The sequence below is a fragment of the Terriglobia bacterium genome (assembly GCA_020072815.1).
Lineage (GTDB): Bacteria > Acidobacteriota > Terriglobia > Terriglobales > Acidobacteriaceae > Angelobacter.
Map to the genome: position 1 here is coordinate 653449 of JAIQGE010000001.1, position 20592 is coordinate 674040.

18 protein-coding genes are annotated in these 20592 nt (G+C 57.6%); 6 read left to right on the forward strand and 12 right to left on the reverse strand.

Annotated features, from left to right (window positions below; translation table 11 throughout):
• Nucleotides 1-482 precede the first annotated feature (482 nt).
• The 3 genes from LAO20_02795 (at nucleotide 483) to alr (ending at nucleotide 5418) form a co-directional block, all read left to right on the forward strand.
• Nucleotides 483-1643 carry a DUF4297 domain-containing protein gene (locus tag LAO20_02795; protein MBZ5530336.1) on the forward strand — a complete coding sequence of 387 codons (1161 nt, stop codon included), beginning with the start codon at nucleotides 483-485 and terminating at the stop codon, nucleotides 1641-1643.
• A gap of 510 nt (nucleotides 1644-2153) precedes the next feature.
• A complete protein-coding gene (locus LAO20_02800; GenBank protein MBZ5530337.1) occupies nucleotides 2154-4094 on the forward strand; it encodes an AAA family ATPase in 1941 nt (646 codons plus the stop codon).
• Nucleotides 4095-4269: 175 nt separating this feature from the next.
• Nucleotides 4270-5418 (forward strand): alanine racemase, encoded by a 1149-nt coding sequence (gene alr, locus LAO20_02805; GenBank protein MBZ5530338.1) that lies wholly within the window; start codon nucleotides 4270-4272, stop codon nucleotides 5416-5418.
• 10 nt (nucleotides 5419-5428) lie between these two features.
• Here alr and LAO20_02810 read toward each other — a convergent pair whose 3' ends face one another.
• The 3 genes from LAO20_02810 to LAO20_02820 form a co-directional block, all read right to left on the reverse strand.
• Nucleotides 5429-7669, reverse strand: a complete 2241-nt coding sequence (locus tag LAO20_02810; GenBank protein MBZ5530339.1) for a hypothetical protein — start codon at nucleotides 7667-7669, stop codon at nucleotides 5429-5431.
• Nucleotides 7670-7772: 103 nt separating this feature from the next.
• Nucleotides 7773-9461, reverse strand: coding sequence for a M28 family peptidase (locus tag LAO20_02815; protein MBZ5530340.1), 1689 nt, complete (start codon nucleotides 9459-9461; stop codon nucleotides 7773-7775).
• A gap of 348 nt (nucleotides 9462-9809) precedes the next feature.
• Complete coding sequence (locus LAO20_02820) at nucleotides 9810-10313, reverse strand: TlpA family protein disulfide reductase (protein MBZ5530341.1); 504 nt, start codon at nucleotides 10311-10313, stop codon at nucleotides 9810-9812.
• Between the two features lie 107 nt (nucleotides 10314-10420).
• On the opposite strand from LAO20_02820, the gene LAO20_02825 reads away from it, so the two are divergent.
• Both LAO20_02825 and LAO20_02830 read left to right on the forward strand, forming a co-directional pair.
• The gene (locus LAO20_02825; protein MBZ5530342.1) at nucleotides 10421-10708 is read left to right on the forward strand and encodes an AbrB/MazE/SpoVT family DNA-binding domain-containing protein; all 288 of its coding nucleotides are present in this window, start codon (nucleotides 10421-10423) and stop codon (nucleotides 10706-10708) included.
• Nucleotides 10705-11130: a PIN domain-containing protein gene (locus tag LAO20_02830; protein MBZ5530343.1), complete on the forward strand. Its 426-nt coding sequence runs from the start codon at nucleotides 10705-10707 to the stop codon at nucleotides 11128-11130. Before LAO20_02825 ends, LAO20_02830 begins: the two co-directional genes overlap by 4 nt.
• A gap of 14 nt (nucleotides 11131-11144) precedes the next feature.
• Here LAO20_02830 and LAO20_02835 read toward each other — a convergent pair whose 3' ends face one another.
• Complete coding sequence (locus tag LAO20_02835) at nucleotides 11145-12557, reverse strand: hypothetical protein (protein ID MBZ5530344.1); 1413 nt, start codon at nucleotides 12555-12557, stop codon at nucleotides 11145-11147.
• A gap of 97 nt (nucleotides 12558-12654) precedes the next feature.
• Nucleotides 12655-13656 carry an A/G-specific adenine glycosylase gene (locus LAO20_02840; GenBank protein ID MBZ5530345.1) on the reverse strand — a complete coding sequence of 334 codons (1002 nt, stop codon included), beginning with the start codon at nucleotides 13654-13656 and terminating at the stop codon, nucleotides 12655-12657.
• A gap of 207 nt (nucleotides 13657-13863) precedes the next feature.
• Between LAO20_02840 and LAO20_02845 the strand changes: the two genes are divergently transcribed.
• On the forward strand, nucleotides 13864-14814 hold the full coding sequence (locus tag LAO20_02845) for an S-adenosyl-l-methionine hydroxide adenosyltransferase family protein (protein MBZ5530346.1): 951 nt from the start codon (nucleotides 13864-13866) through the stop codon (nucleotides 14812-14814).
• On the opposite strand, the gene LAO20_02850 is transcribed toward LAO20_02845, so the two are convergent.
• The 7 genes from LAO20_02850 to LAO20_02880 form a co-directional block, all read right to left on the reverse strand.
• Nucleotides 14811-15272 carry a hypothetical protein gene (locus LAO20_02850; GenBank protein ID MBZ5530347.1) on the reverse strand — a complete coding sequence of 154 codons (462 nt, stop codon included), beginning with the start codon at nucleotides 15270-15272 and terminating at the stop codon, nucleotides 14811-14813. The genes LAO20_02845 and LAO20_02850 overlap by 4 nt on opposite strands.
• A gap of 413 nt (nucleotides 15273-15685) precedes the next feature.
• Nucleotides 15686-16282 carry a hypothetical protein gene (locus LAO20_02855; protein ID MBZ5530348.1) on the reverse strand — a complete coding sequence of 199 codons (597 nt, stop codon included), beginning with the start codon at nucleotides 16280-16282 and terminating at the stop codon, nucleotides 15686-15688.
• Nucleotides 16283-16293: 11 nt separating this feature from the next.
• Nucleotides 16294-17871 carry a hypothetical protein gene (locus LAO20_02860; GenBank protein MBZ5530349.1) on the reverse strand — a complete coding sequence of 526 codons (1578 nt, stop codon included), beginning with the start codon at nucleotides 17869-17871 and terminating at the stop codon, nucleotides 16294-16296.
• A gap of 15 nt (nucleotides 17872-17886) precedes the next feature.
• Complete coding sequence (locus LAO20_02865) at nucleotides 17887-18615, reverse strand: type II secretion system GspH family protein (GenBank protein MBZ5530350.1); 729 nt, start codon at nucleotides 18613-18615, stop codon at nucleotides 17887-17889.
• Between the two features lie 7 nt (nucleotides 18616-18622).
• On the reverse strand, nucleotides 18623-19180 hold the full coding sequence (locus LAO20_02870; GenBank protein MBZ5530351.1) for a prepilin-type N-terminal cleavage/methylation domain-containing protein: 558 nt from the start codon (nucleotides 19178-19180) through the stop codon (nucleotides 18623-18625).
• Nucleotides 19181-19190: 10 nt separating this feature from the next.
• Entirely contained in the window at nucleotides 19191-19796 is a 606-nt protein-coding gene (locus LAO20_02875) for a hypothetical protein (protein MBZ5530352.1), read from the reverse strand.
• 286 nt (nucleotides 19797-20082) lie between these two features.
• Nucleotides 20083-20580, reverse strand: coding sequence for a hypothetical protein (locus LAO20_02880; protein ID MBZ5530353.1), 498 nt, complete (start codon nucleotides 20578-20580; stop codon nucleotides 20083-20085).
• Between the last annotated feature and the right edge of the window lie 12 nt (nucleotides 20581-20592).

Here is a 20592-nt window from a genome sequence, read left to right on the forward strand (position 1 = left end):
CCTTTCCGATCACGGCGATCACGCGCGATGTCGGCGATTTCGGCGATGCCGCGCTCCGTGCGGCCCCTAGCTTCATCCCCGGAAAATATAGACTTACACGATTCATCCCCGGCGATCCCCCTCCAAAAACCACCCTTTTTGACTCGAAATTGCATGTTTTCCGCCAACTCTGCATATTCCCCTAAACCATTGCAATAAAATGAGTTATGTTACCACGGAAGCTGCCAAAACGCAAGCAAAAACCGCTCTGGCCAGCCCCAAAAACGCCCGACCACAAGATGTGGGGTTGCCCGACCTTAGACCATCCCCACATTTTGTGATTTTGCGCAACCGATCTGCATGATAGCCTCACTAGGCGAATGCATAGCGAATCTAGGAAATCGAGGCTGAGCGGCCCGTTAGCTCGTGTTGCGAGAATCAGAATGTTTGCAGTTCATGATGTTCCACATCTCAAAACCTCGTGTAGACTAGGGCACCCTTGTATGGCCATCGAGATAGGCAACCTGGTCCCCCCGGACGATACTGGAGCAGATACCTCCGCACGCTTTCGTTTCCAAGCTGAGGTTGCGTTTCCTTTCTGCTTGAACTGCGCAATCGGCGGAAATATCAAGTCCGTCGTAATGGAGCATTTCGAGGACATTGCTATTGAGGAGAGCGCACGGTGGCGTTTTCAGCAGATCAAAACTCGCAACGTTGACCGCGGTCCTTGGAGGCTATCAGACATCCTTCAAAAGCATGGTGGCGGCATACATACGCTGTTTCGTACTTATCAAGTAATCAAGGATCACGCAAATATTCGGCTGGAATTAATTCTAGAAGGTGCCTTGAAACTCCAGGACGCAATACAACAGCTTCGCAGGAATGAAGCAACGCCTGAAACGCTAAAAAAAATACAAGACGCGGTCGAGGGCACTTTTGAAGAAGTGTCCCAGTTCGTGAGCAAACTCCACGTATTACCCTATCATCGCTATCGCAACAGCATCGAAGCACAAAACTTGTTGCTCTTGGGGCAGCACGCCAAGCACCTCACTGCCGAACAAACGAAAAGCATATATGACAAGATCATCGAGAGAATTCTCGAGGCGATGCATGTCAAACTTGATGCCGATGACTGGGAAGAGTTTTGCCTAACTCTGGAGCCTCTGAGTGACCATCAAGTTTTTCAGAAGAAGCGCCTCACACCAGAGATTCTAAAGCCGTTGTTTGGCCCGATTACTTCCAAGGCTGGAACCTTGCTCAGGCAAGTTATCGAGCCAGAAAAGGCGGTTACATCTCCTCTTGAACAAAAGTTGATCATAGGCGGCGCTCCACCCCAGTTGATCAGCGTGGCCAAGAGCTTAAGAGCCCACGCTGTGTCCACAGAGCTTGAGCAATCGTCCGCTTCATTGTTTGCTGACGCCGAGGAACTTTTGGAGGATGTGCGCCAGCGGCTTCTAAGCCGTGCTGTAGCAATTAGCATTGCGGACGGAAATGGCCCCAATCCGGCATCTAACATTTGGACAAAGCTCATGGACGTCCTCACGGCCAACCGGGAAATCATCGACAAACACGATTTTTTCGAGCAAGACGTCGAGTTGCTTATGGGGGAGTTGTGCGAGTTGTCTGACCAGTGCAGGTTCGATTGGGGCAACGTAGATGCGTAAAAGCGTATTTCAGCCGTCTGCGGAGTCCGAAGTCCGTTTGTTGTTACTCATTCACGCTTTCTCCGGCAAGACTAGAGCCTTGGAGGGTCGCACAAAACTAGCTAAGCTAGATTTCCTCTTGAGGTATCCAAAATTTCTAGAGAGGGCTTTACGAATTCGCAATCCCGAAGCGTTACTCAAGCAAGAGATTTCTGAACAAGGAAATGACATCGACAACAGAATGATCCGCTTTCGATATGGACCTTGGGATCCCTCGTACTTTGCAGTTTTGGGTCGGCTCATTGGTAGGGGCCTGATCATTCCGGTACCAGTTCCTGGCGGTATAGGATACAAAACAAGCACTCAAGGGGAAGCCCTCGCGGATAAATTTGCCGATACTGAGCCGTGGAAACCAACTGCACAATGCGCACGACTCCTTAGGCGCAACTTTGACCTTAGTGGCACGGCGTTGAAGGAATTCATTTACAGGCATTTTCCGGAAGTGTCCGGTGCAAATTGGGGGGAACGACTGTGAAGGTGGCGCTCAACCAGATTTCGCTTGTCGGTACCGACAGGAAAGTTGCTTTTGAACCCGGGCTAAACATTATTACTGGGCCAATTGCTTCCGGCAAATCAACACTCTTGCGCCTCTGTCGTGGGCTCTTGGGAGCGGGTTTGGATAACCTCATTCCAGAAGTCCGTGAGCATGTTAATGCATTAGCAGGCGATCTTCTGATCGGAGACTCGCACATATCGATTGTTCGCCTTGCGGTTTCGACAAAGACCGCTAAAGTTGACATTGCAACCGGCTCGAGCGCTTTACGTTTGCCTGCAATGGAACGAGAATATCCAGGCCAACGCACCTTTGGCGATTGGTTGCTGGAAGAAATGCACTACCCGGCTTTAAGGGTACCCACAGCGCCGAGCAAACCGGAGAGTGAATCGTCCCCTCTTACCATCAACGACTTTTTTCTCTACTGTCACCTAACTCAGCAGGAAATTGATCAGAGCGTCTTCGGCCATCAGGACCCATTCAAAAACATCAAACGCAAATATGTCTTCGAGGTAATCTACGGCATTTACGACATCGAGATTGCCATCGTTCAGGAGCAGCTCAGAACCGTTTACTCAGACCTTCGGTCTATCAACAATCAGTCCTCAGCTTTTGAGAAGTTGCTCGAAGGGACGGCATGGGAGAACCGGGCACAATTGCAGCGTCAGCTTGCCGATACCGAGACCGCCTTAAGCAATATTGAGGAAGAGGTCATGCGGCAAGCAACTTTTGGCAAGAGTTCTGCCATAGAAACTCTGCGTTCCGAAATATTGCGAATCGATGAGCAACAGGCGGCAGTCCGACTTGCTCTTGAACGAGAAGAGCGTTCGATTGAACAACTCACCCGCTTGATCAATCAACTTGAGTCCCAGAGCGGTCGACTGACGAAGGCAATCGTAGCAGAAACTTATCTGAGCGATTTTGACTTTAAAGTTTGCCCGCGTTGCGGTGCGTCTGTAGATCCCGCCGATGACAAACCTGACCAGTGCTATCTTTGTCACCGGGTTCCTAGTCCGCAGATGTCAAGAAAGGATCTCATAAACGAACAGGAGCGGATCATGGCTCAACGGGAGGAGACTGACGAGTTAATCCGCACGCGTCAAGGTGCTCTCATTCGTATTCAAGAAGAGATCAACCAACAACAGGTTAAGCGCCGGAGGCTTGGAGAGGAGTTGGACTACCTCAGCTCTTCATTCGTCTCTGATAAAGCGTCGGGCATCGCGGAGCTGTCGGCTCAGAGAGCGAGCTTAAAGTCGGACATAGATCGCTATAGGGACTATCTGAGGCTTTACTCCAGGATGGAAAACCTGAGTACAGCGAGGGCAAAGCTCGAAAGCGAGAAAGAGCGTCTCGAATCCCAATTGGATGATGCCTCGTTAAAGAAGCAGTCGGCTGAAAATAATATAAAAAAGCTCGAAGCTAACTTTCAGCGGATTCTTGACCGCGTTTCACTACCGCAATTCCTAAACCCTAAGAACGCGTTTATCGATCGAACAACATATTTGCCTGTCATTGATGGTCGAAAATTCGAGAACCTTAGCTCTCCTGGACTAGAAATCTTCGTAAATTTCGCACACGCTCTTGCACACCACGAAACAGCCATTGAGCTTGGACTCAACCTCCCAGGGCTTTTGTTCATTGACGGTTTGACCAGCAATGTTGGAAAAGAAGGATTCGACATTCAAAGGGTAAATAAGGCGTACGACTACTTGATCGAGGTTTCAGATAAGTATTCCTCGAGGTTACAGATCATCTTGGCTGACGGTTTTGTTCCACCCCAGGCTGACCCATTTGTGAAGCTCCGCCTGTCAGAGGATGACCGCCTTGTTCCGATACCAGGCCAGATCAAGAAGCCCCCGGCCCAAGACTCAGGAGCAAGTGCGGAATCATTGGGCAGCCGGAAAACAAAGCGACCTTGAGATGTCGGCGTCTGTGAGTCGACTCTTGCTTTACTCTCCGGATTCCCTGAACTGCCGTAACGCCGCCTCATCCAACCCCCTGCCTTTATAATCAACTTACGGCCTTCCCACCCGCTTGCCACGCATGTTTGCCGGAATGAAGTTGCCGGAATGAAGACGCCGGACCACCAATCGAATGCACACACCCCCTTGCTGGATAGAAATTTCGCTCACTGCGCTGCGGCATAACTTCCGCACCGTTCATTCTTTCGTACAGCCTGAAGCCGTGGTCTGCGCGGTGATCAAGAGTGACGCATACGGCCACGGCGCCGGGCCGTGCGCGCTGGCCTTGCAGGAAGAAGGCTGCAAATGGTTTGCCGTGAACACCGCGGCAGAGGGCGTCGCCCTGCGCGAAGGCGGGATCCACGGACGCATCCTTCTGCTGGGCGGGTTGTGGCGCGGCGAAGAGAATGACGTGGTCCGCTACGGGCTTACGCCCGCGGTGTGGGACTGGAACCACATCGAGCTGCTGGAAAACGCCGCCGAGCGCGTGAAACCCAAGAACGCGGTGGCCATCCACCTGAAAGTGAATACGGGCATGAACCGCCTGGGCGCGGACTTGGGTGATCTGAAAGAGATGTTTTCCGCCATCCGCTCAGCTCCGCACATTTATCTGGAAGGCATGTTCAGCCACTTTGCCGCGTCGGAGATGATCGACCATCCCGCTGGCGAGCAGCAACTGGCGCGCTTTGCTGAAGCGCTGGGCAAGGCCAACCACGCGGGACTGACCGTGGCGCTCCGGCACATGGCGAACAGCGCGGCCATCGCCAGCCGGCCAAAATCGTGGTTCAACATGGTGCGTCCGGGGCTCTCGCTGTACGGGTATTCCCTGCCGCTGACCTCGGTTGTGACGGGGACCAGTGATTCGTCGCTGGAGCTTCCGGTGAAGCCCGCTTTGACGTGGAAGACCCGCGTGCTGCAGGTGCGCGACGTGGAAGCCGGCCAGCCGGTGGGCTACAGCAGCGGTTACGTGACGCAGTCAGCCACGCGCGTGGCGGTGGTCCCGGTGGGCTACGGCGACGGGCTGAACCGGCATTTGTCGTCGCGCGGGCGGGTGATTGTGCGCAACGATTACGCGGCGATGATCGGCAACATCAGCATGAACCTGACCGCCCTGGACGTGACCGGCATTGCCGGAGTGGACGTGGGCGATGAGGTGATCGTCATCGGAGAAACTGATTCGCGGCAGATCACCGCGTGGGACCAGGCGAATGTCGCGTCCACCATTCCATACGACATTCTGTGCAACATCTCCGCGCGCATGCCCAGGATTTATTTGGAGTAAAGGGGCGGATTCAGCGCGCTGCGGCCGTGGTCTGCGCGCTTTCAATGGCTTCGTAAATGCGCGCGTTGGTGCACACTTCGTAGTAGTTATCGTCGGTGAATCTCTTCAAAGCAAAGTCGCGCGCGTCCACGTGGGCCACGCGGCCTTCGCGCACCACGATGCGGTGAAACAGCCCCTGCCCCAGCGGCACCATGCCGGAGTACAGGCGCACGGCGCTCTTCCGCCAGATCATGGGTACTTCCACGTCAAAAGCTTGCAGAGAAATCTCCGTGCGCAGCTTGGCAAACGCGGCGCGACTGATGTGAATGCCGCCAATGTTGTAGCGCAGCAGGAATTCGTCAGGATTGCCGCCGGTATCGGCGTCTTCCACCGTCTTGAAGGAGAACACGTTAAACATCAGGTCGCGGGCCTCCAGCAGGCGGCGCATGCCTTTGTGGCAGGAAGAAAGCCGATCGCTCTCATTGATGGCCTTGGAGATCATGATTTGCCGCGCGCTGTCCATCAGGTACAGCGGGGCTGAGTCCTGGTAGGAAATGCCGATCCCCAATTCCAGGCTGGGCAGTCCGGCGGCCGTGGACCGCGCGTTGTACTCCGTGACCACTTCAATAATGTCTTTGGCCATCACGCAAGTCTGGGCCACGCCCAGCGCGGGTTCGCCTTCTCGCTCAAACAGCGCCAGGATGATGGCATCGCCTTCAATAAATACTTTGCGCGCCTGGTATTTGGGCAGCAGTTTGTTGATGGGGTCGTAAAAATTCAGGCTGAAGTATGACGCCGGATTCAGGCCGCGCTCCACCAGCGTGCGGGTCAGCGTGGTGGACTCGCGGATGTCCGCCTTGAGCACCACGTGATGCATCACTTTTTCTTCTGACGGCTTCTGCTCTTCCGCCAGCAGGAACTCGTACAGCGTGTTGTTGACCGCGGAAAGTTCGCGGAACTTCTCATTGCCCAGGACGTTCACGCTGTCCATGACGGCCAGCACCGTCTCCATGCGCCGCAGGTCGCGATGGTAGCGCAGAAAGTCGGCGAAGAACCGTCCCGCCTGCCGCGCGCGTTCCGCACTCTTGCAAGTTTCAATTTTCCTGACAGCGGCGTGCAGGTTGGCCGCGGAGATCTTGCCGTGTTCGTCCAGCAACGTTTCCACGCGCTGGCGCTCGGTGCGCGAAATCAAAGCATTCTTCAATTGCTGCAAATTGATGGGCGGCGAGTACTGCGCCAGCAGCGGCGCCACTTCATACGACGCCAGCACGCTCTCCATCACGCTCTCTCTTTGCAGCAAATCAACCCAGGCATTGAGCATGGCCTTCTGCGCTTTGCCTTGGGGCGAAGCGTCGTCCGGCGCGCCGGCTGCCATGATCTCCTGGGCGTTTTCCGGGACGTTGAGCAGGCCTTCCACTTCCGGGTCATCGAATTCCTCGACCACACCCAGCGACTTCAAGAACTTCCCGGCAACGTCATGGATGGTCTGGAAGCGGTCAGGGTCGCGCTCATAGTTGCCCAGCATCACGTAATGCTCGCTGTTCAAATAATCGTCCTGGCCATCTTCCGAAAAAAGCAGGCGGTTCAAAAACAGATCAAAGGTGGCGGCGTGGTTATCGCCGAACAGCGACCTGCGGGTTTTGCCCAGAGCTTCTTTCTCGGCTTCCCGCAGCACGACGAACAAATCCTGCCCAGCGCGCCGCAGCACCGCTTTCTTGTTGATCTGGAAGCGCATCACGCGCTCCCGCAGTCCCATGGTGGTGTTGGTGCCGGACTGGCGCGGCCCTTCATACAGTTTGAGCCGGCCGCGGCAGCGCTCCAGCACGATGCCGTACTGGTTGACCAGTTCAGCGCGTTGAAACTTGAGCACCGCCAGGCGGAAAAGGAAGTCCAGGGAAACGTTGTTCTCGGCCTTGGCGCGGTTCAGCGCCACCACGTGGAGGTCGGTGAGAAGGTGTTTGAATTCCGCTTGGTCAAACGGGCGGTTGGTGTCCGGTTGCCGCGTGACTTGGCGTTGCGCCATGCGGGCCCGCAACCGGCGGTCCGGGGATTCTTCCGTCGCCAACTCTTCCACGTTGCCGTGCTTGGCAATCAGCTTGAAAATGTGCAGACGGGCAGCGTCAACAAATTTGGGGCTCAGGAACACGTCATGCCGGACGTTGTCTATCCCCGGCACCAGGTCTTCCAGCGTGAGCGAAGGCTCATAGCTGGACAACGAAAGGTGGCGGGCGTGGTCCGCCAGGTTTCCGCGTTGAAGGAAAGAAAATGCCATTTGTTGCCGAGGGGCTTCTTTAGCGGGGGAAAATGGGATTTTACACCCGAAGCCGGACGGCCCTTATGTTACCTTCGGCACTTCTTCGCAACAGATTAGGTCATCAAAACCCGGTTTTTGCTGTATGGGAGGCCTTGCGGGCCTTCTCAAATTCATCGCCCGGCTGCCAGGACACCAATTCCGCCTGGTTGGCCACCTGCCAGCCCAAAATGAGTCCGAATTTGGCCATTTTGGCGTCCGCGGTGAAGTCCATCTCAGGACGATATTCATCCGACGGCTGATGATACCGGTGGGCCACGTAGTCTCTCTCTTTTTCTTCACCCCAGGTAATATCGTGCCCCTTGAACAGCGCGCCCTCATTGACGCTGAACGCCGGCACGCCGACGCGGGCCATGCTGAAGTGATCGGAACGGTAATAATGTCCCGCTTCGGGATGATCGTCCGCCTGGATCACCAGGTCGAACCACTGCGCCGTGGACTGCACCAGGGGATACACCGTGGTCCGTTCTGCGCCGGAGACCACCAGTTGCTCGGGGTCGCCGAACGGCTGGATGTCGTCAAAATTCAAATCGACTGAGATGTCCTTGGCCGGCGCCGGCGGATGCAGGCCCAGATAACGCGAGCCGAGCAGGCCCTGCTCTTCCGCCGTGACCGCCGCCAACAAAATGGAACGCTTCGGTTTCTCTTTGGCGCCGGCAAAGGCCCGCGCCAGTTCCAGCAGGATGCCGCAACCGGTGGCGTTGTCCGCCGCGCCGTTGTAGATGTTGTCGCCCGGCTCGTCAGGATGAATTCCCAGATGGTCGTAGTGCGCGGTGTACATCACTGCCTGGCCGGCCAGCTTGGCGTCAGAGCCCGCCACCTTGCCCACTACGTTGCGCGAAGCGAACGGACGCACCTTGCTGACGATGGTCTCTTTCAAGCGCACGCCCAGGTCCACCGGCTTGAATCCGCGGGTGTTCGCGTCTTTGAACATCTGTTCCAGGTCATGGCCCGCGGCATGCGCCAGCTTGCGCGCGACTTCCAACTGGACCCATCCCGCCGACTTCAGCTTGGGATCTTTGTCGTCTTGCAGAAGCGAGGTTTCTCCGCCCCAGGAGTTGCGCACCACCTCCCAGGGATAGCTGGCCATCTCTGTCTTGTGGACAAGAATCACCGCCACTGCGCCGCGACGCGCCGCTTCTTCATACTTGTAAGTCCAGCGGCCGTAATAGGTCAGCGCGCGGCCTTTGAAGAAATTAGGATCGTCAGAAGGCGGCTCATTCACCAGCATGAGCACCGCTTTGCCCTTCAAGTCAACGCCTTTGTAATCGTCCCACTTATATTCCGGAGCATGGATGCCATAACCCGCGAAGACGATAGGCGCGTCAATTTCCGATTTCTCCGAATGCGTCAGGTCGGTGGCCACATAGTCATCGGCGAATTTCAGCGCGATCTGCTCGCCGCTCTTGGGGACAAAGGCAAGCTGCGTCTGCTTGCCGTCGGTGGTCACGCCGTAAAAGCCCACGCTCTGGAAATAAGTTCCGTTATCGCCCGCGGGCAGCACGCCATAGCTCTTGAATTGTGCGGCAATCCAGTCGGCAGCGGCGTCGCCGCCTTTCTGTCCGGTGCCGCGTCCTTCCAGGGCGTCGTCAGAGAGATACTTCACCGTGGCGCGGATCTTCTCTGCGTCAATCGAACTCATGGCCCGTTGCGCGGACGCGGGAAGGCCGCCAGGGGCCGGTTTCTTTTGCGTGTTTTGCGCCAGCGCTTGCGATGCGCAGAGCAGGATCAAGATGCCAGCAAGCTTTTTCATAGTCCCCCAAGATTCCACGGCGATTCGATTTTAGCCATACTAACTTGATGTTGTTATCACGATTTCCTCGGGATTCATCACCACCTCAACCTGTGTCATCCTGAGCGCAGCGACGCTGCGAAGCATGGCGTCGCGCAGTCGAAGGACCCCGAGAATCTCTCCCTGACCATGCCGCTTCAGTGAGTTCTCACGATCTTGCTGTCGGATGGCATTTGGCCCAGTTGCTTTTTTTTGACGCACAAATCATCGTGCGCTCGGCACCATGTGCATCATTTGTAAGCGACCAATAAACCCAATCCTCATCGTTTCTAACTCTGTCCCGCGCACCGCGGGCTAGTTCTTGGAATCTCAGCCGGGTTTGAACTCCGGAACTTTCTCTCCCGGCCTGAATATCTGTGCCGGAGAAGCCGCGTTGAGTTCCGCCAGTTTGTCGGCCAACTGTTGCATTTCCGCGCGCGACCAGCTGACGGACGAAAATTCAATCTCGCCGTCCGCAGAGATCATAAACACCGTAGGCACGTTGGTCAGCCCGTAGGCGTTCGACACCGGGTATTTCTTTTCCTTCTCATCCAAAAGCACAGGGAAGGTCAAACCGCATTGGCGATTGAAAGCCTGCGTGTCTTTGGCGTTGTCCTGGGATACACCGGCGAAGGTGAATTTCCCGCTTTGGCCGTAGGCCTTGAAGATGCGCTCCAGATATGGAAACGCAAACTGGCACACTGGACAACTAACTTTGAAAAACGCCACTACCACGGGGCCGGTTCTCAGGGCTTCCGTCAACGAGAACTTGTGGCCGTCGAGAAATGAAAGATTGATCTCCGGCGCGCGGACGCCGGCTTCCAATGCGGGCATGGACCCTCCCGGTATTCATTCTAACTAGGGCCGCGAATCCCTGCGCGCATCTGGATTGCATCTATTATGCCATTTACAGATGCCATTTACCGTATTATAATGCCATTATGAAGTTGACCTTGGACAAATCCGGGCGAATCGTCCTGCCCAAGCCGATGCGTGACGAGCTCCATCTGGAGCCGGGCGATGCCCTGGAAATCGAGAACTCCGGCGAGGAACTGATTTTGCGGCCCATCGGAGGCCAGGCACATCTGCGCAAGAAGCACGGCGTGTGGGTGTACCGCGCTGGAGAGCCGCTGACTGCCGCGGTTGTCGAAAAGACTGTGCAGCAGGTCCGACGGCAGCGCGACGCCCGGAATCTGGGCAAAAGCAAAGACCAGGACTCAGACGAATGAAGTTTTTCTTTGACACATCAGTCCTGCTCCCAGTCTTCCTGGAAGATCATGAACACCACGACGCCAGCTTGAAAGCCTTCCTCAAAGCCGACAAGAGAACTGGTTGTTGCGGAGCACACAGCCTCGCTGAGCTTTACGCTACCGCAACCCGCCTGCCAGGGAAACACCGGCTCAGCGGAGAGCAAGTGATGCTGTTTCTTGACAACGTGGTGGAGCGCCTCACCTTGGTCGCTCTAACCGGCGAGGAATACTATCAGGCTATCAAGACCGCGACTGACAATGGCGTTGTGGGTGGCACCATCTATGATGCTCTGTTAGCACAATGCGCATTGAAGATCGAAGCTGGCGTTGTCTATACCTGGAACGCCAGGCATTTCCGGCAATTTGGGCCGGAAATTATCAAACGCCTGCGCACTCCTTGAAGCGAATGGTCGCCTCACTTCCCTTTCATGCACGTGCCGCGATGATTGTCGGCAAACTCCCTGCTTGCCTTCCCTGTTTCGTCCACGTTGCCGAAGAAGCAACTCCGCGACTGCGACGATGACCCTTGAAACGTTGCTTTCAAGCTGCTGCTGATGCGGTTTGCCTCATACACATTGTTCACATTGGCCCCGGTATTCCGGACCGCCGTGGCTTTGACCCGCGACTCGGCAATAATGCTGTTGTCGCGCACCACCGTGCCGGTAACATTCCCTTGAAAGAGCAGGCCAATCACGCCAGATTTGTTGATCTGTATGGTGTTTCCCGAAACATCAAAATCCGCGTACGAACCGCCGCCGCCGATCACCATGCCGTAGTTGCGCGGATGGATGATCTGGTTCGCCTGGATTCGCGTTCCTTGATTGGCCAGGCTGTCAATGTTGAAGCCGTATTCGCTGTCAATGGAGACGTTGTGGTGGAACAGCGTGGCGCCCAGCATCCACCCGCCGTAGGCGATCTTGTAGCCTTCCACGGTGTTGTTCCGCACCTCCGCCACGGCGGTGCCCACGGCAATGGCTGTGCACCACTGGCCGGTGAAGCGGCTCATGCGGACGCGCTCAATCACGTTGCCGTTGTTGTCAGAAGGCAGCGCGGTCTGCCGCACGGAAACGATCCATACCGGAAAGGTCTCCCATCGCGCGCCCAGTTCTCCCGCGGTATTGAGAACGTGTAAGTCGTGGATCCAGTGGCCTCCGCGGAAAGAGCGCAAATGGACGCCTTCCAGGTTGATGGCGCTCAGGTTCTGATGGTCCGCCTCAGCTTTCAGCGCGGGATAGTTGCAGTCAATGGTGAGATCGGACACCTCGACGCCTGAAGCTTCGTCGGAATTTGTGCTGAAGACCACGCCCACGCCTGTTCCCTCAGGGATGTTCTGCGGGTTCTTGGGCCCGGGCGCCACAAAAAGCGCGACGAGTTGCACCGTGGTCACGCCAACTCCCGAGCCGTGAATCTTCCATCCTTTACCGATGGTGAAGCCCTGCGGCTGGTGCGGCAGGTTGATCATGAAGTCGTAGGTGCCTTTGGTGTGAAACGTTCCCGGTCCCAGACAAACGATCAGGTTCTCGGTCTTGGCGACAGTTTTGTGCGGATTCCCCGAGTCGGCGCAGCCTTCAGAGTAGCAGCGCAGTATCGTGTCGAAGCTCTCCACCGTGCTGCCGTCGCGGGCGTCGGCCGCGGACGCGCCGGAGCCGTCTTTACCGCTGCGCAATGCGATGTACACGCGCGACGCTCCCTGGGGCAGCGACCCCGAGCTCTTCGTGCAATCCGCTGCGCCTGACGCGGAAACTTTGCCGGCTTCGGCTGGCGATGGCGCCTGGGCGAAACCGGCCAGAGCCGGCAGGAGCACGAAAACTGCCGTGATCGTTCGCAAGCACGTTGCTTGAATGAAGTTCTTGCTAGGGCGCGAACTGTGCAGAGAAGCGAGGAAAGAAGAGGAAGATGCTGTGAACATACTTTTGCTCCTGCTCTTACTGTCGCACAAAACCGGCTTGGCGGAGAATCTTGCCAGTCAATCCGGTGAGCGCCATCTTCCCGGCTGTGGACAACGGCACCCACTTCCCTTTGCACGCGCGGCCATCGGACGCGAAGACCAGGACCCGGTAGTCCGTGGTGGTAATCGAATGCTTGGTCGTGATCAACGGCTTCTGCCCGGCAGGCACATCTGCGCTCTCCGGCAATTCCCACATGCCCGGCATCAGCGAACTGCTCTGCGGACGCTGCCGCAGCAGCACTCGCCCATGCTTGATCGCCAGCAGGTAGCGTAGCTCTGCTTTCTTGCGTGGCGCTTGCCTGGTGCGCGTCCCCGCCCCGCGCTCCGCGCACATCGCTGCCACCGGACACCGCTCGCACAGCGGCTTGCCCGGCAGACACGCCAGCGCGCCCAGTTCCATCATCGCCTGGTTGAAATCGCCAGGATTCCTGGGGTCAAGAAGTTCATTCGCCGTCGTCCAGCATTGGTCGTCTGCCATGTCCATGCCAAACAGCCGGCTCAGAACGCGCTTGACGTTGCCATCTACAACGGCCGCCGGCTCGCCAAAAGCGATGCTGGCCACCGCCGCGGCCGTGTATCGTCCTACGCCCGGCAACGCGATCAAAGCTTCCGCTGTGCGCGGGAACCCGCCGTTTCCGGCGATCTGTTTGGCAGCGGCATGCCCAGCGATTTGCTTCGCCGCCGCATGCAAAGCCCGCGCCCGGCGGTAATAACCCAGACCGCTCCATGCGGCCAGCACCGTCTGTTCACGAGCTGCCGCCAGGCGCTTTGCGCTGGGAAATTGTGCGACGAACTTCTTGTACCGCTCTTCGACAACGGCCACGCGCGTCTGCTGCAACATGATCTCTGACACCAGAATGCGGTAGGGATCGCCTTCTCCGCGCCAGGGAAGCTTGCGCTGTTCTCTCTTGAACCAGCCCAGCAGCCGCCGCCTGAACTGACGGATTTTTTGCGGAGAGAATGTAATTGCAGAGGCCATGGCCGCTGCTGATTGTAGCGTACGCCTGCCCGAGTCATGGCAATTCCAGGATCGCTGCGTCTCCATCGCAAGGCCTACAAAAGAGGATTGGCGCAGGCATTCATGCCTGCGTGTTCTGCCTGTAGAATTGCCGGCGTCATCCGCTGAGGCCAAATGCCGGCACGCTAATCTCGAATTGGTCTAGAATGAACTTCCTCTATGAGTCCGATGCGCGTTGCCCGAGCATTCTGCTTCACCCTGTCATTTGCTCTCTTTCTCACCGTGCTGCCTGCGCATGCTCAGCCAGCGGCCGGCCCAAGAAAGACATTTCGTCCTGCCCCCGCTTATCCTCCCACCATTGTCTTCATGACCGATTTTGGCCTCGCCGACGATTCCGTGGCCATATGCCGCGGGGTGACGTACTCCATCATGCCTTCCGTCCGCATCGTGGACCTCACGCATGACGTCACGCCGTTCTCGATTCTCGATGGCGCGCGCTTTCTCTTCGGCGCCACGCCTTACTATCCTGCGGGGACTGTGTTCGTCGCGGTGATTGATCCTGGCGTGGGCAGTACCCGCAAAGCGATCGTCGCCCGGTCAAAACGCGGGCAATACTTTGTCCTGCCGGATAACGGCCTGCTCACTTTCATCGAACAGCGCGACGGCATCACCGCCGCTCGGGAGATCACCAACACCCCATGGATGGTTGGCGTAAAGACGACCGGCGGCAAACTGTCTTCCACCTTTCACGGCCGCGATATTTTTTCTCCCGTGGCCGCGCATCTTGCTCGCGGCGACAACTGGGCCGCCGTGGGCCCTGAGGTCCCCGTCGCAAGCCTGGTTCGCCTTGACGTAAGAGCCGCCACGCTTGACGACCGCGGACTCACCGGCGAAGTCATCGCCACCGACGGACCGTACGGCAATCTGGTAACCAACATTGACGCGGAGCAATTCAATCAGCTGGGTTACCAACTGGGTCAGCAAATCACGGTCCACCTGGGCGATAAAGAAATAAAACTGGCCCTGGCACGGACGTTCAGTGACGTCCCCCTGAACCAGCCTCTTCTTTATATTGACTCGCGCGGACATCTGGCCTTGGCCGTGAACCAGGGCAGCTTCGCCGCGCTATACGGCGTTAAGCCACCGACCCCCATTTTCATCTCTCGGCGACAGAATTAAGAGGCCTGCTTCACGCCGTGGTGTTTCCCGTTCCTTTCTATCAGTGTCATCAGCGTTATCAGCGGTGAGGTTTTTCTTTTTGGTTTTAGCCACAAAAAAACCAGCCGCGAAACGGCTGGTCTTTGTTTCAACAAAAGATTCCAACTGGCAATCAAGCCGGCTTTGCAGCCAGCTGTGCAGTCGGGCATCTCTGGGGGCGGCAGCATCGCCCAACGAACAGGCGGGGCATGCTGGGCCTGAAGCTCTTCACCCTGAATCTCACTCTTTTCCAACTGACACAGGGCAGGGTTAAAGTTGTCTGGCCTTGCAGCGGGCAATTCTTTGATTTGCCTCGCCGGCTTGCCGGCAGATCTGCGAATACCGTGACGGAACGTCTTGCAAACGAGCACCCGTCCATTGATTGTCGGTACGCGGTGTGGGTTGCTCCCACGGGCGACCTGCGAACGCCATGTGTACAACTACCTGTTTTTTCTTGTTGAAGGTTTGGCTCAACACGAGCGCTGGTATTCGTGTTCGTCCGGCCAGCCGAGTTGAGACGAGGGCAATCACCCGCCCGGGTTCTGCGTCATGTGTGACAGGAGCGCCGGGGAAGGGTCTTCCATCCTTCGCGGACGAAAGGCCGACTGGAACTCCATGCACGCTTCATTTGCGGTCCGCTGCGTCTGTCGCACGATTTGCGCAAACCGAACGCCTTCATCAGAGGACGCCTACCCCAGCAGGAGAGACAGAACTTTTCTTGATCGTGAAAATTGTAGCGTTTCCGGTGCAGCCGCGTCAGGTGCCAAAGGTGCCTAGCGGCAGTCGCCGTAGGTCTAGTGCCGGCCCTGGTTTGGTGCATTGGCCGTTCAGCGGCCCGCTACGGCCTCCGGGTTTACCGGTCGGACGATCCGCCGGACGCCGCGTTTGCGCTGGGCGAACTCCCGGATGCCCCGCTCGCGCCGGCGGGGCCTTCAATGCTTTGCGGCGCGGCTTTCTGTGCCGCCGCTAAATCAGCCTGCAGTTGGTCAATTTTCTTTTGGTACAGGGCCGCGTTTCTGCGGTCGCCATCCAGCGCGTCCTGGTACATCTGGCGGCGGAAGGCATCTGTTTCCTTGGCCAGCAGTTCTTCATAACGTTGGGCGGAATGCTGCCAGCCGTCTCGCTGGACAATGCTGGCATGCAAGGCGTCTTTCAATTCGCTGACGGACGCCGCGCTCTTGCTTGCAGGCGCTGCTTTACCAGCTTCGCCGGCGCTGGTCTTGGCGGGCGATGCTGCGCTCGCGGCGCCGTCTTTCGCACTAGCGCCAGCGGGAGAGGCAGCCGCTGGACGGGCCTGGGGAATATCGTCTTCGGTCAGGACTTTCGCCGTCTTCTTGCTCGCCCTGTTCTGCTTCGCTATCTCAGCCATTGACGGCTGGTCAGACTGCGCCATCCCCGCGCTGCAGGCTATCAGCAGGAATCCCGCCAGCGTCCAGAAAGTTTTCGTCATACGTCGTGTCCTCAAAACATCAACTCGTGCGTGGCCAGAAGCCTGGGTGGACGGCTCCCGTTGACTTTCTTCAAGGCGCAAACGTCATAATGGAAGTTGATGCTGCCGCCAAACGTGTCGGTAAGCGCGACGTCGGTCGCGTTGACATCTTGGCCCGCGAGAATCGATCCATAGAGGTTGACGTTCTGGCCGGCGCCGCCGGTAAAGGAAACTTTGCCCCGCACCAGAATCAGGCCGTACCAGTTCAGGCCGCCGTTGACCTCCAAGTCGCCATCCACAATGAGGATGCCGGAGCCGCTGGCGGCTGCGGTCAGCTTGACGCTGCCTCCAATGTATTCCGTCACGGCGTCTACGGTGCCGGGCTCGGCCGGCAGCCCGGTGGGATAGGTCCCAAACGTCTGGTTGGTTTGCGTCCCGCAATTCAGATACGTCGGCGGCGTGGCAAAGAAATTTGCGGTGCCGCTGCAACTGTACCCTGGAGACTGGGCTGAAGCCTTGTACGTATTGATGAGATCGTCAATGTTGTACGGCCAGGGGTTTACGTTCTGCATGGACGCAGCCCCGGTCGGGTCTGTCCCGTAACTGGTGATGGTGTTGCCGGCGCCGCCGGTGACGGAAACTGTGTTTTGCGTATAGACCGCGTGGGCCTGGTCATAGCAACCGGCGCCACCGCAAGCCGTCACGTTTTTCCCGCCAATTTTCGCCGTGGTGCAGGTGCAGGTGCAATTATCGTACGCATTGATGACGAAGCTGCCTTGCAGGTTCACCGGGGCTTGCGTGGAAATTGGGGCTGGCGGTACCAAGGCTGGCGTTAAGGCGACTTCCATTTGCACCATGCGTCTGGCGCCGGAATTCTGGCCGAACTTAGGAGTCACTGCCAGCGATGTCAGCAACCATACTGGATTGGCCGAGGGCGTCTGTCCGGTACACGTCTGACCAACGGGGATCGCCACTTCCTTGGTCCCATCCCAGCAGACCTGCAGCCCGCTCGACGCTGTTCCGTCCACCGTACGATTCAGCATCCCCATAAAGTTCTGCTTGTTGGTGATCCTTACCCATTTGAAGGCCAGCGCGTCCGCCCCGTTGATGCCGGGGATGCTCGCCGTCGTCAATGTAGGCGCGGTGTAGTAAACCGGCGAACCCATCAGCATGGAGCCCGAGCATGGACCGGTGGTGGGAGTCAGCCCCGGAAACCCTGTGAACTGTTCCTGGCACAACTCCGTATCCAGGTAAGGATTGCTGTCGAGCGTGGCCCCGGTTGCGGTGGTGGGATCAATGGCCTCGCCGGACGTCGGGTTCTTGACGTAGATCACGCCAGTATTCGCGCCCGCTAACGGCATGGTCAAGGCGCTGGCGCTGGCATTCAGCACGCCGGTGGGGGCCAGGAGCACGCGTACGTTCTCGCCCCCGGCGCGCGCGGCAAAGTAGGCCCTCTGCGAATCACGATAATTGTTGTTGATGCTGTTCTCGGTGTCCGCCATGAACATCAGCCCGGTGCCAATGGCCGCCAGCAGCACCAGCGCCAGCAACGCCACCATCAGGGCCATGCCCCGTTCTTTCCTCGCCCGGATTGCATTGATCAACTTCATCCCTTGCTCCTTCTACTAATTGTTCGGTAAACGGGCCATGCCGGTCATGGTCACCTGGATGGACTTGTGCAAGTCCGTGTCGTTGGAGGCGCCCTGGGTGGTGAATGTGATGCGCACTGCCTTGATATTGAGCAGCTGCTGAAAGGTTGGATCGGTCTGGGCTGCCGATGACAGTACCAGGGGAACAGTGGTGTCAATCACGCTGCCATCCGCCGCGTACGCCTGGAAAAAGGGCTGGCCCGCAATGGGGATCACGTTCTGCACTTGCGTGTAGTACACCGGAGCCGGCTGGGCCCACGGCCAGGCGCCGTCGGCTTTAGGAGTGGAACTCCGCCGCAGGCACGGACAGGGATTCGCGCCCTTTCCCGCCCAGGTGCTGCCGTCGTCATAGTGGTAGCGGATGACCTCCACCACGCCGTCGTTGTCCACGTCGCCTTCCATCGCCAGGTCGGTTTGTGAGATGTACCATATCCCCACCGCCGTGAGGCTGGAGCTGAGGTCATACCGGTTGGCGAACAACCGGGGAGAAGGATAGCCTTCCTGATGCAGGTCGCGTGCGAACTGGTCAATGAAATCGCGTTCTTGCTGGGTCAGGTCCAGTTTCTGCGACTCCACGCGGTAACGGACCTGGGCCCTTTCAATCTGGCTGAAGATTGCTCCCACCACGATCGAAAGCAGCAGAGCGACAATCATAAGTTCGATCAGCGAGAAACCGGCCTGCCTGGGTGTTGATTTGGTCCTCATGCGGCCCTCACATGCTCACTACAGTCCGCAGCGTTACCGGCGGAATAAAGATGATTCCCGTGTTGGTTGCCACAAACGGCTGGCGGGCTGAAACCGTGACCAGCTTCCCCCATCCCCCGGCGCCCACGGCTTTGACGCTCCAGCGCACGTCATACACCGTGATCAGCCCGTTGTTTCCACACACCGTGTAGTTCATCTGGTAGTTCGCAGCGTTGAGTGAGGCCGCGGTATTCGCGCTGAAATCCACGTCCCCGTTGCTCTTTAAGGTCGCTCCGCCCGGCGCCGTATTGATTTTCAGCGTACTGGTTGCCGGGTTGGTCTGGACGCAGTCGGTGACCACCAGGACCGGATTGGTGTTGGTAGGCGCTCCGGCGACTTCTTCTATGACCGATTGCGCAATGTTGGTGGCGGTAGTGTCCACGCGGTTGCTGTTGTTCCTGGTCATTCCCATAATGACCATGACCATCCCGCCCAGCACTCCAACCACGAGGACCATCATGGCTACCGTCAATTCCACCAGGCTGAATCCCCGGGCGCCTTTTCGATTTCGTATTCTCGTATTCACATCTACCTCTTTACTGCCAGCAAGCCGTGTAACCGCAGGCCTTGGATGTTGCGTCCAGGCTCGTCAAATGCCAACTCTTGACTCTCCCCGCCGGCGTTACCGTAACGGCCGACCAGGAACCGCGGCCATCGCTGATGAACCAGGCAAAAACCGGGGTGGCTCCGGTGGCGTCCTGTTGCAGGCAAACGGCGGGGCCTGAGGCGCCCTCCACGCACGGCAATCCTCTGGCGTTAAAGCCGATCACCGTCCCGGTTTGCAGCTTGGGGCTTCCCGGCGATCCTGACACGCCCATATAAGCGTCCAGCTGGGCATGGTCGGGCAGCCCGGTGGTCTGGAAGGAGACGGTCGAACTCAGCGCTACGTCCCCGTTTCCCGCCACGTAGGTCGTGACGGATGGATCTGTATTCGCGAACACCATGTTGGGCGTGCTCGTGGTGTTGTACTGTGCGTAGACAGGCTGGTTGCTCTTCACCGCCTGGAGCCTGGCTTGCTGTATCAAGCTCGCGGCCGAACGCGCTGAGGCGTCCAGTTTGTAGGTTGTATTGATCCGCTGAATTGCTGGTATGGCAATGGCGGCGATGATGATGATGATCGTCACAACCAACAACAATTCCACCAGAGAGAAGCCTGACTTACTTGGCTTGATATTCCGACACCCCATCTTGGTACACCCCGTAACTTGTCTATCGCCCATCTCGCGCCCAGCTCGACCAAAACGTTATGCCCGATGGCGCCGTGGGCGATTGGCCTTCCGGCACATGCGATCAGTGAAACAGCCAGGGGTAAGCGAGCCAGATAGACGATTCCCAATCGTAGAAGCGGAGAACCAGATTGACCAAGATGACTTTAGTTCCGAAGTGGGACGCCAAAAGTAATAAACACGCTTGAACGATCGCGTGGCCTCAAGCCACGGGCGTGATCGTGGTGGCTGTAAGTATCCAGCCCTTCTTGACTTGCTGCCATACCGAGACCACGCGCAGGCCTTTGTCGGCGGAGAGGCTGGTAGTGGAGGAGGCGTAGCTCAACTGCAAAACGTAAGTAACTACCATGTCCGCCCCTTCGGGCTGCACCGACACCTCAGCCAATGAGAATTCTCTTATCTGGTTCGTTATCCAGTGCTGCACCCAGCTCTCACGGTTGAAGGCCTGCCCGCGTTCGTCCACACCGATAAACGTGGGCGCCAGGTGGTATTCCACGTTTTTCCAGTCCGCATCGCGGATGCTCTTCCACATCAGCCGCTCGTATTGCTCGGCGCCGGTGGCGTTCGTCCAGGTGGGATGCTTGGGCGGCCCGCCGCAGCCAGCAATGGCGACCGCCAGAAGAATCATGGTCAACCGCAAAGGACGCCAAGGACGCAACGTCGGTTCGGTGACTGGCTGGATTCTCCGGCGCAACGTCATGCAAAATCCTCC